At 75.1% G+C, this 10,477-nt stretch carries 11 protein-coding genes and 1 tRNA gene; 5 read left to right on the forward strand and 7 right to left on the reverse strand.

Annotated elements, in window-relative coordinates:
* Window positions 1–43 precede the first annotated feature (43 nt).
* On the forward strand, window positions 44–922 hold the full coding sequence (locus ACLJPY_RS34005) for an alpha/beta hydrolase (RefSeq protein ID WP_410595064.1): 879 nt from the start codon (window positions 44–46) through the stop codon (window positions 920–922).
* Here ACLJPY_RS34005 and ACLJPY_RS34010 read toward each other — a convergent pair.
* Window positions 913–1,686 carry an SDR family NAD(P)-dependent oxidoreductase gene (locus ACLJPY_RS34010; RefSeq protein ID WP_410594888.1) on the reverse strand — a complete coding sequence of 258 codons (774 nt, stop codon included), beginning with the start codon at window positions 1,684–1,686 and terminating at the stop codon, window positions 913–915. The genes ACLJPY_RS34005 and ACLJPY_RS34010 overlap by 10 nt on opposite strands.
* A gap of 125 nt (window positions 1,687–1,811) precedes the next feature.
* On the opposite strand from ACLJPY_RS34010, the gene ACLJPY_RS34015 reads away from it, so the two are divergent.
* On the forward strand, window positions 1,812–2,651 hold the full coding sequence (locus ACLJPY_RS34015) for a helix-turn-helix transcriptional regulator (protein WP_410594890.1): 840 nt from the start codon (window positions 1,812–1,814) through the stop codon (window positions 2,649–2,651).
* Here ACLJPY_RS34015 and ACLJPY_RS34020 read toward each other — a convergent pair.
* The 3 genes from ACLJPY_RS34020 to ACLJPY_RS34030 form a co-directional block, all read right to left on the reverse strand.
* On the reverse strand, window positions 2,648–4,372 hold the full coding sequence (locus tag ACLJPY_RS34020) for a SelB C-terminal domain-containing protein (protein ID WP_410594892.1): 1,725 nt from the start codon (window positions 4,370–4,372) through the stop codon (window positions 2,648–2,650). The two genes, ACLJPY_RS34015 and ACLJPY_RS34020, sit on opposite strands and share 4 nt — an antisense overlap.
* Window positions 4,363–5,646, reverse strand: coding sequence for an L-seryl-tRNA(Sec) selenium transferase (gene selA / locus ACLJPY_RS34025; RefSeq protein WP_410594894.1), 1,284 nt, complete (start codon window positions 5,644–5,646; stop codon window positions 4,363–4,365). Before selA ends, ACLJPY_RS34020 begins: the two co-directional genes overlap by 10 nt.
* A tRNA-Sec gene (locus tag ACLJPY_RS34030) sits at window positions 5,646–5,740 on the reverse strand. Before ACLJPY_RS34030 ends, selA begins: the two co-directional genes overlap by 1 nt.
* A 54-nt stretch (window positions 5,741–5,794) precedes the next feature.
* Here ACLJPY_RS34030 and selD point away from each other — a divergent pair.
* From selD to ACLJPY_RS34045, 3 genes are read left to right on the forward strand one after another with little or no spacing between them, the layout of a single operon-like run.
* Window positions 5,795–6,787 carry a selenide, water dikinase SelD gene (gene selD / locus ACLJPY_RS34035; protein ID WP_410594896.1) on the forward strand — a complete coding sequence of 331 codons (993 nt, stop codon included), beginning with the start codon at window positions 5,795–5,797 and terminating at the stop codon, window positions 6,785–6,787.
* Between the two features lie 58 nt (window positions 6,788–6,845).
* Window positions 6,846–7,058 (forward strand): DUF2795 domain-containing protein, encoded by a 213-nt coding sequence (locus ACLJPY_RS34040; protein ID WP_410594898.1) that lies wholly within the window; start codon window positions 6,846–6,848, stop codon window positions 7,056–7,058.
* Between the two features lie 46 nt (window positions 7,059–7,104).
* Entirely contained in the window at window positions 7,105–7,671 is a 567-nt protein-coding gene (locus tag ACLJPY_RS34045; protein WP_410594900.1) for a cysteine hydrolase family protein, read from the forward strand.
* Window positions 7,672–7,951: 280 nt separating this feature from the next.
* Here the strand turns inward: ACLJPY_RS34045 and ACLJPY_RS34050 are convergent, their stop codons facing one another.
* The 3 genes from ACLJPY_RS34050 to ACLJPY_RS34060 form a co-directional block, all read right to left on the reverse strand.
* Window positions 7,952–8,284: an antibiotic biosynthesis monooxygenase family protein gene (locus tag ACLJPY_RS34050; RefSeq protein ID WP_410594902.1), complete on the reverse strand. Its 333-nt coding sequence runs from the start codon at window positions 8,282–8,284 to the stop codon at window positions 7,952–7,954.
* Window positions 8,285–8,328: 44 nt separating this feature from the next.
* Entirely contained in the window at window positions 8,329–9,231 is a 903-nt protein-coding gene (locus ACLJPY_RS34055) for a serine hydrolase (RefSeq protein WP_410594904.1), read from the reverse strand.
* A 352-nt stretch (window positions 9,232–9,583) separates the two neighbouring features.
* Window positions 9,584–10,453 carry a LysR family transcriptional regulator gene (locus ACLJPY_RS34060; protein WP_410594906.1) on the reverse strand — a complete coding sequence of 290 codons (870 nt, stop codon included), beginning with the start codon at window positions 10,451–10,453 and terminating at the stop codon, window positions 9,584–9,586.
* Window positions 10,454–10,477: the final 24 nt, after the last annotated feature.

Genomic DNA, 10,477 nt, shown 5'->3' on the forward strand with positions numbered 1-10,477 from the left:
GACGCCGGGGTGCGGCAGCGTCTTTGTCTTCCGGGGGTTGCCCGTGTTCGAAGGCTTCACGCTCGACCGCGTCGACGTCGGCGAGGTGACCCTGCGGGTGCGCCACGGCGGCTCCGGACCGCCGGTCCTGCTGGTGCACGGGCACCCGCGCACGCACACGACGTGGCACCGGGTCGCCCCGCTGCTGGCCGGCGGGTTCACCGTCGTGTGCGCCGACACCCGCGGCTACGGCGAATCCGGCAAACCGCCGACCGACGAACACCACACGCCTTACAGCAAACGCGTCATGGCGGCCGACTGCGTCGCGCTCATGCGGCACCTCGGGCACGAGCAGTTCTTCGTGGCCGGGCACGACCGTGGCGCGTACGTGGCGACCCGCCTGGCGCTCGACCACCCGGACGTCGTCCGCGGCGCGGCGATCCTCGACGCCGTCCCGATCGGCGAAGCCCTCGCCCGCTGCGACGCGCGGTTCGCGCGGGAGTGGTACCACTGGTTCTTCTTCGCCCAGCCGGAAAAGCCCGAGCGGGTGATCACGGCCGACCCCGACGCCTGGTACGACGTCGGCACGCGCAACACCCCCGACCGCCTCGGCGAAGAGAACTTCGCCGACTTCCACCGCGCCGTCCACGACCCGGCGACGGTGACCGCGATGCTCGAGGACTACCGCGCGGGCCTGGGTGTCGACCGCGCCCACGACGACGCCGACCGCGCCGCCGGGCGGCGGATCACCTGCCCCGCCCTGGTCCTCTGGTCCAGCCAGGACGATCTGGCCGACCTCTACGGCGACGTCCTCGGCGTCTGGCGGCCGTGGACGACCGAGCTGTGCGGGCACGCGATCGAGTCCGGGCACCACATGGCCGAAGAGAACCCGGAGGCCCTCGCCGCCGCGCTGGCCGGGTTCTTCGGCGGCATTCAGCGGTAGCGGGAGGCGAGTTCCGGGCGCTGCGCGCCGAAAGCGGCGAGATCGGCCCGGAAGACGGCCTCCAGCAGGCCGGCGTCCTCGACCCCCGGGGCGGTGACGACTTCGCCGAGCTCGAACCCGCGCAGGGACGCGGTGACGACGTCGGCGGCGCTCATCCGCGGCACCGCGCTCAGGTCGAGGCCCTGGCGCTCGTGGAATTCGGTCGCGACCACGCCGGGGCACAGCACCTGCACCCGCACGCCGGTGCCGTCCAGCTCGGCGTTCAGCGTCTGCGACAGCGCGACGAGGTAGGCCAGCGAGCCGGCGTAGACGGCCCGGCGGGGCTGGACGGACGGATCGGCGGGTCCGCTGAACGCGATCATCCCGGCCACGTTGACGATCTTCCCCTCGCCGCGTTCCTGCATGCCCGCCACCGCGGCCCGGGTCAGCATGGTGGGTGCGGCCACCTTGACGTGGACGAGCTCCCCGGCCTTGGCGGCGGGCAGCTGCGCGAGCGGCATGTAGTGCGCGACACCGGCGTTGTTGACGAGCACGGTCAGCGGCTCGGCGGCGCAGAGGGCGGCGACCGCCGCGACGCCGTCGTCGGTGCCCAGATCGGCGGGCACGGTCCGGACCTCGACGTCGGGGTGAGCGGCGGCGAACTCCGCGAGCCGGTCCTCGCGGCGGCCGGTGACGATGAGGTCGTAGCCGTCCGCGGCCAGGCGTTCGGCGAAGGCGCGGCCGATGCCGGACGTGGCGCCGGTGACGAGGGCGAGCTGCTTCATGGGTTCGAGTCCTTCCGGGAGGGTCACCAACACGATCGGCCCGGACCGCGCGGGCCGGAAGTGTCCGGTTTTCCTGGGACGGGCAGTACCAGGACAAGCGGCCGTCCGGCCCGCACAATCGAGGGATGGCGAACACCGCACTCGGCACGGCCCTGCGCCACTGGCGCGACCGCGTCTCGCCGCGGGCGGCCGGCCTGCCCGCGGGTGGCCGCCGCCGGGCCGCGGGGTTGCGCCGCGAAGAGCTGGCCCAGCTGGCCGGCATCTCCGCCGACTACGTCGTCCGGCTGGAACAGGGCCGCGCGACGAGCCCGTCGGCCCAGGTCGTCGAGGCGCTCGCCCGGGCCCTGCGCCTGACGTCGGACGAGCGCACGCACCTGTTCCGCCTGGCCGGCCTCGCTCCCCCGGGCCCCGGCACGGTCCCGCGGCACATCACACCGGGCGTCCACCGCATGCTGGACCGCCTCGCGGGCACCCCGGTCGCCGTCTTCGACGCGGCGTGGAACCAGCTGCTGGCCAACCCGCTCCACACGGCACTGATGGGTGAATGGCACGGCAGCGACCTGAACGGGGTGTGGCGCAATTTCCTCAACCCGAACACCCGCGTGCGCGACACCCCCGAGTCGCGGGCCGCCCTGCAGGCGGCGCTGGTGGCCGACCTGCACCGCACGGCCGGCCGGTACCCGGACGACCCGGCCCTGCGGTCCCTGGTCGCCGACCTGCGCCGCCGCAGCCCCCGCTTCGCCGCCTTGTGGGAGTCGGGCACGGTCGGCCGGCACGAATCGGCCCGCAAGACGATCGACCACCCGGACGTCGGCACGCTGACGCTGGACTGCGATGTGCTGAGCGTCGCGGGGAGCGACCTGCGCATGATGGTCTACACCGCGGAGCCGGGCAGCGACGCGGCCGACCGCCTGGCCCTGCTGGGGGTGATCGGGACGCAGTCGCTGGCCGGGGAACGGCCTTAGCCGCTCGTGCGGCGGGTGCCGTCGCCGAGGGGCTCGGTGTGGCCGGCCGCGTCCAGGCGTTCCAGCAGCGGGATCATCACCCGGCGGGTGCTGTCGAGGGCCTTGCGCGCCTCCGACACCGTGAACGGCTGCGGCAGCCCGCGCAGCCGGTCCGCCGCCTGTTCCGCCACGTCCGGGCCGAGGACCACCCCTTCGGCGACCGCCGTCAGCCTGCCGAGGCGGACCGCCGCCGCCAGCTCGCGGCGGCCCAGGCCCAGTGCGCGCAGTTCGTCCGCTTCCGGGGCGCGGAACGGGTGCTCGGCCAGCCGTTCCGCCACCACGTCCAGTGCCTTCTCCACGGCGGGCGCGAGCCCGGCGCCCGGGCGGCGGACCAGTCCGCCCGACACCTCGAAGCCGGTGCCCCGCACCACGGGGACGACCAGTTCGGGGGCGGGCAGCCCGAGCCGCTGCCGCACCGCTTCGACCGGCACGCCCGCGGCCGTGCGGTCCCACCCGGTCACGATTCCGGCCGCCCGCGCACGCAGCGCCGCGAGCCGCTCCTCGTCCGCGTACCACTCGCCCAGCCGCTCCCCCGTCGCGCTCAGGCCCATCGCCGTGAAGTCCCCGGCCCGCACGAAACCCTTGCGGAGCAGGTATGTCCGCGCGAGGTCCGGATCGGCCAGCTCGCGGCCGCGGGCCCGCGCCGCGCCGCGGCGGGACAGCGGGGGCGGGTCGACGTCGAGGACGTCGAACCCGGCGGCGATCCGGTGCTCGCCCGGATCGCGCAGCAGGCCGCGGTCGCCGGTGCGCAGCGGCAGCGGGGCCGCGGTGGCGAGCCGCGCGGTGTCCGTCCCGAGTGGACGGACGCGCACCGGCACGGCCGCCGTGCCCAGGTGCAGCACCAGCTCGCGGTGCAGGTCCGCGGCCGCGGCGCCGCGCAGGCGGACGTCGAACTCCGCCGTCGTGCGCCACCGGCCCGGCGTGAGCAGGACGTCACCGCGGCCGACGTCGCCGCGCGCGGTGCCGCGCAGGTTCACCGCGACCCGGGCCACGGCGCCGACGCGGGTGCGGGGCTCGCCCAGCGCCTGCAGGCCGCGGACCTTCACCCGCGACGACCCGAGCAGCAGCTCGTCGCCCGCGGCGATCGTGCCCGCGGCCAGTGTGCCCGTGACGACCGTGCCCGCGCCGGAAACCGTGAAGGCGCGGTCGATCCACAACCGGACGTCGGCGCCGGTGTCCGGTGTGGGCAGCCCGCCGGTCAGGTCCGCGATCGCCGCGCGCAGGCGGCCGAGACCCGCACCCGTGGTGCCGCTGACGGCGACGCTCGGGACCGCGCCCAGCGACGTCGCCGCGATCTCCCGCAGCGCTTGCGCCGTCGCCGCGGCCGGGTCGGCGCGGTCGGCCTTGGTCACGACCAGCAGACCGCGGCCGGCACCGAACGCGTCCAGCGCCGCGAGGTGCTCGGCCGACTGCGGCATCCAGCCTTCGTCCGCGGCGACGACGAACAGCACCGCCGGGGCCGGCCCGGCCCCGGCGAGCATGTTCGGCACGAACCGCTCGTGGCCCGGCACGTCCACGAACGCGACGTCCTCGTCGCCGATCCGGGTCCACGCGAACCCGAGGTCGATGGTGAGGCCGCGGCGGCGTTCCTCGGCCCAGCGGTCCGGCTCCATCCCGGTCAGCCGCCGCACCAGCGTGGACTTCCCGTGGTCGACGTGCCCGGCGGTGACGATCACCTGCATCGGCGGACGGCTTCCCGCAGCTTCGCGTCCTCTTCCGGCCGCACGGTCCGCAGGTCGAGCAGGCAGCGGTCCTTGACCACCCGGCCGGCCACCGCGGGCTCGCCCGTGCGCAACGCGGCCGCGTACCGGGCGGGCAGGCTGACCGCGAAGCTGGGCAGCTCGACCCCGGGCGCACCCCCGCCGCCGACGGCCGCCACCGACTCGACCACGCAGGCATCGACGTCCCCGAGGACCTCGACCAGCGCTTCGGCCCGTTCCCGCAGCTCCGCCGCAGCGGCTTCCAGGGCGGCGCGGACCGGCGGCAGCGGCCCGCGCAGCGTCGCTTCGAGAGCGGCAAGAGTCAGCTTGTCGACACGCAGCGCCCGCGCGGCCGGGTGCCGCCGCAGCCGTTCGACGACGTCGGAGTCCCCGAGCAGCAGGCCGGCCTGCGGGCCGCCGAGCAGCTTGTCCCCGCTCGCGGTGACGACCGTGGCGCCCGCCCGCAGCGCGCTCGCCGCGTCCGGCTCGTCGGACAGCAGCGGGTGCGGCGCGAGCAGGCCGGAGCCGATGTCGGCGACGAGCGGCACGCCGAGGCCGGCCAGCTCCCCGAGCGCCGCTTCCGCGGTGAACCCGGTGACGCGGTAGTTCGAGGGGTGGACCTTGAGCACGAACCCGGTGTCCGGGCCGATCGCCGCGGCGTAGTCCCGGATCGACGTCCGGTTCGTGGTGCCGACCTCGCGCAGCCGCGCCCCGGCCGATTCCAGCAGGTCCGGGATGCGGAAGCCGTCGCCGATCTCGACCAGCTCGCCCCGGCTGACGACGATCTCCCGGCCCGGGGCCAGCGCGAGCGCGCACAGCAGCAGGGCGGCCGCGTTGTTGTTGACGACGTGGACCGCGCCGGCGTCCGGCACCGCCGCCCGCAGCGCCGCCAGCGCGCCGCGGCCGCGGCGGGCCCGCTCGCCGGTCGTGAGGTCGAATTCGACGTCGGTGGCACCGCCGGCCGCGGCGAGGGCGTCGAGCGCGGCGGGCGAAAGCGGGGCCCGGCCGAGGTTGGTGTGCACGACGACGCCGGTCGCGTTGACCACCGGCCGCAGCGAGGACGCGCTCGCCGGGAGCCGCGCGAGCACGGCTTCGGCGACGTCGCCCGGGGCGATTTCGCCGGCCCGAGCCGCTCGCTGGACGTCGTTGACCACCGATTTCACCAGGTCCCGGCCGAGCGACCCGGCGGCCTTGGCGATCCGGGGCTCGGCCAGGACCGCGTCGGTCCGCGGGATCGCGCGGCGCGGGTCAGGCATGGCGGAGGCGGACGGGAATCGAACCCGCCAGCGGCAGAACCTGCCGTTCGACGGTTTTGAAGACCGCGCCGGTCACCAGGCCGGATACGCCTCCCTGCACCATGGAGGCCATCCTGCCAAGGATGACGGCGGCGGGCAGGATGAGGAGGTGGGTTACCGACTGACGCAGTACGCGCACGGCGGCGGGTGCGCCTGCAAGATCCCGCCCGGCGAACTCGAAGCGGCCGTGGCCGGCCTGACCGGAGCCACGCCCGTCTCGCCCGCGGGCGAGCTGCTCGTCGGGCTCGACACCGGCGACGACGCGGCCGTGGTCCGGATCTCCGGGGACACCGCGCTGATCGCCACCACGGACTTCTTCACCCCCGTCGTCGACGACGCCTACGACTGGGGCCGGATCGCCGCGGCGAACGCGCTTTCCGACGTCTACGCCATGGGCGGCACGCCGGTGGTGGCGGTCAACCTGCTCGGCTGGCCGCGGGAGACCCTGCCGTTCGAGCTCGCCGCCGAGGTCCTGCGCGGTGGCCTCGACGTCTGCGGCGAGGCGGGCTGCCACCTCGCCGGCGGCCACAGCATCGACGACCCGGAGCCGAAGTACGGGCTCGCCGTCACCGGCGTCGCCGATCCCGCCCGGCTGCTGCGCAACGACGCGGGCCGCGCGGGCGTGCCGCTGACGCTGACCAAGCCGCTCGGCACCGGCGTGCTCAACTCGCGGCACAAGGCCACCGGCGAGCGGTTCGAGCAGGCGATCGCCGCGATGACGACGCTGAACGGGCCGGCGTCGCGAGCCGCGCTGGCCGCCGGGGCCACCTGCGCCACCGACGTGACGGGGTTCGGCCTGCTGGGGCACCTCCACAAGCTGGCGCGCGCGAGCGGCGTCACGGCCAGGCTGGACCCGGCGGCGGTGCCGTACCTCGACGGCGCGCGGGAGGCGCTGCGCGACGGGTACGTCAGCGGCGGCACGCGACGCAACCTGGACTGGGTGCGGCCGCACGCCGACCTGTCCCGGGTCTCCGAGGACGAGGCGTTGCTCCTGGCGGACGCGCAGACCTCGGGTGGGTTGCTGGTCGCCGGCGAGCTGCCGGGCCACCCGGTGATCGGGTCCCTGGAGCCGCGGTCGGCGCACACGATCGTCGTGGGCTGAGTTTTCTTCCCGGCCGCCGCGGGTACGCGAGGGGCCAAGAACGATCAGGAGGTGTGCGATGCCCGCTCCGGACCGGACCAGCCTCGAGCAGCACCTGTCCGACACCGAGTACCCCTGCGGCCGCGACGAGCTCTTGCGCCGGGCAGCGGCGGCCGGCGGCGGCGACGGCGTGCTGGGCTCGCTCGGCGGCCTGCCGGACAGCGACCGGTACGAGAACTTCGACGCGGTGTGGGAAGCGGTGTCCGCCAAGCACCTCGGCGGAGCGCCCTGACCACGGGTTCGCCGAAATTGTCGGTGCCGGTGGCTAGGGTGGCGCCATGACCACTTTGCCCGGCCGGCCGAACACCGCCCTGCTCGTCGTCGACGTCCAGAACGGCGTGATGGAGACGGCCCACGACCGCGAATCCGTCCTGGCCAACATCGTCTCGCTGGTGGAGCGCGCCCGCGCGGCGGGCACCGAGGTGGTGTGGGTCCAGCACACCAGCGACGAGCTGCCCCGGGGCAGCCGGCCGTGGGAGTACGTGCCGGAGCTGACGCGCGCGGAAGCGGAACCGCTGGTGCACAAGGAGTACGGCGACTCGTTCGAGGCGACCGACCTCGAGGAGGTGCTGGCCGCCCGGGGTATCGGTTCGCTGGTGGTGGCGGGCGCGCAGACGGACCAGTGCATCCGGTCGACCTTGCACGGCGCGCTGGCTCGGGGGTACGACGCGACGCTGGTGTCGGACGCGCACACGACCGAGGACCTGACGGCGTATGGTGCGCCGCCGCCGGGGCAGGTCATCGCGCACACGAATCTGTATTGGAAGTACCAGACCGCGCCGGGGCGTACTGCCGGGACGGTGGAGACCGCGGAGGTGGAGTTCGGGGTGAAGGCGACGGTTTGAGGGGTTGGCCGGGCGCGGGTTGGCCGGGTCCGGGCGGCGTAAGTCGGCCGCGTCCAAGCGGCGAGAGTTGACCGGGCCCGGGTGGCGGGGTTGGCCGGGTCCGGGCGGCGGGGATGGGCCAGGCGAGCAGGCGTGGAACGACAGCGCCCGGCGGAGATAGCGGCAGTCTCGGGTGGATCAACCGGCGGCGAGCTGCAGCCGCCTCCGGGTGTGCGATTCCGCCTCGCGTGAGGCGGGCGTGCGGCGTCAGGCGCGGACGGCCGGGTGTGCACCTCTCCCGCTACTCGCCCCGGTCGAAGCCGTACGCGCGCTCCACCTTCGCCACCTCGATGTGGTAGTTCGCGTACCACTGCTCGCGGCCCCGGCGCTGGGCCTCCAGGTGCTCCGGGTGCTGTTTCCACGCCGAGATCGACTCGGCGTCGCGGTAGTACAGCACCGTCAGCTCTCGGCCCTCCGCGTCCGTTCGCGACTCGCGGCCCAGGTAGCCCGGCTGGGCTCGGCCGAGTTCGGCCATGCGCTCGTCCATCGCCGCGTAGCCGTCGAGGTTGTCCTCGTCGAGGGCGCTGGAGATGATCACCGCGTAGTACGGGGGTTCGGGTCTGGTGAACGACACCGCCGGAGCGTAAGCCGCCTTCTCCGGGCCCCCAACCGGTTTTCTCACCGGCCGCGCAGGTGGTCGCGCAGCGCCCGGGCCACCCGGGCCGCCAGCACCTCCGCCTCCGGCTGGACCACCGCCGGGACGCTGGACTCCGTCAACGCCACCACCGCGAACACGCCGCCGTCCGCGTGCTCGACCACGCCTGCCTCGTGGCGCAGGTTCAGCAACGTTCCCGTCTTCGACGACCAGCGGGCCGCGTCGGAAGCGAAGTCGGGTGTCAAGCGGTGGCGAAGGACGTTGTTCGCCATCAGGTCGCGCACCCCCGCGGCCACCGACGGGTCGATCCTCGACGGCGTCCACAGCGCCTGCAGCAGCTCCGCCAGCGCCCGCGCCGAGGCGGCGTTCGCGCGCGTGATGTCGAGCTGCGGGAGGCGGTGGCCGTGGCCGGCCGTGGCCGCGCCGATCGCCAGGGACTGGGCCAGGTCCGCTTCGGCCGCGTCGAAACGCTCCGCCGGGGTCTCGACGAGGTCCCGCATCGGGTGGCGCACCGCGATCCCGGCCAGGCCCCACTCGCCGAGCATCCGCGTGACGTCGGCCGGCGGGGTCAGGCCGAACAGGACGTCCGCGGCCGTCCCGTCGCTCAGTGACGTGCTCAGGTACAGCAGGTCCTCGACGGCCACGCGCGCCGGGTGCCGGAACCGGGTCAGGCCGATCGGACCGGGGGTGGTGACACCGCCGGGAGCCACCTCGAGCTGCGCCGCCAGGTCGAGCTCGCCGCGGCGGACGCGCTCCAGCGTGACGGCGGCCAGCGGAACCTTGACCAGGGAGGCGATCGGGTACTCGCGATCGGGGTCGATCCCGACCTCGGCGCCGGACCGCAGGTCGCGGACCAGGAAGGACCCGCGCAGCCCACCCGCGGCCAGCTCGGACCGCAGGTCCCGCACCAACGCCGAGTCACTCATCGCCCGCCCGCCCCGGCACCGCGCCGAGGCGACCGAGGAACAGCTACGAGCGACCGCCGCAACTCCGATACCTCAACCCCCACCCGGCCACCACACCGATCCGGACGACACGCCCCCACCACCGGCCGTCCCGACTCCGACACCTCCGCTCCCACCCGGGCACCGCGCCGAGGCGACCGAGAGGCAGCTGCGAACGACCGCTGCAAATCCGACACCGCCGCTCCCACCCGGCCAACGCCCTGAACCGAACGACACGCCCCCGCCACCAGCCGCCCCGGCTCCGACACCTCAACCCGGCCACCACACCCACTCGGAACACCAAGTCCCAGCCATCCGCCCCACCGGACCATCATCAGCGCTCCGCTCCCAGGCACCGGGCGACCGCCTCCCACAATCCCGTCCGCAGCCGGTCCGCGTCCTCCTCGACCACCGCCGCCACCGCGTATCCCCTCGCCACCTCGATCTCGCCCGTCCGCCGCCACAGGATGCCCAGCTCCTCGGCCTGGGTCGCCGAACACAGCAGCAGGTCCTTCGAGGCGAACACCTCCGCCGCCGCCCCGGGCAGGGACGCGGCCACCGCCACCTGGGACGGGGCCAAGCCCACCGCGTCGCGGACGCGCAGCATCCGGTCGCGGACGTGCGGTACGTCGTCCTCCGGCTGGAGCCACACCCGGCGCCGGGTGCCCGCCGCGCGGCCCGTGCGCAACGTCTCCAGGAACACCACCCGGCCCGGTGGCAACGCCGTCCCGGCCACCCCCAGCGGCACCGACCACACGCCCTCCTCCGCCGGGACCGCCGTGAGGGCCAGCCGGACCTCGCTCGTGCGGACCAGCTCCGCCCGCTCCCCCGGCCCGGCCGCGCGGAACTCCAGGTGGACCTCCATGGCGCGGGCCTGCGCCGCCAGCTCGGCCAGCTCCCGGACCCCGCACGTGGCCGGCACCGCCAGCCGCACCGGGCGCAGGCGGGCCTGCCTGGCGTCGTGCTCCATCTCCTCCGCCAGCCGGACCAGCCTGCGGGCCGCCGGCAGGAGCTCGAGGCCGAACGGGGTCAGGCGGGCGCGGCGGGTCGACCGGTCGAACAGCCGCTCCCCGAAATGCCGCTCGAGCGCCGCGATGCGGCGGCTGGCCACCGGCTGCGGGATGCGCGCCAGGGCCGCGCCCGCGGTGAAACTCCCCGTTTCGCTCACGCTCACGAACGCCCTGCAGCCGCCGACCAGGTCCACTCCCGCACTATATGCGTTTTCGGC

The sequence above is a fragment of the Amycolatopsis sp. lyj-23 genome (assembly GCF_046549135.1).
GTDB lineage: Bacteria > Actinomycetota > Actinomycetes > Mycobacteriales > Pseudonocardiaceae > Amycolatopsis.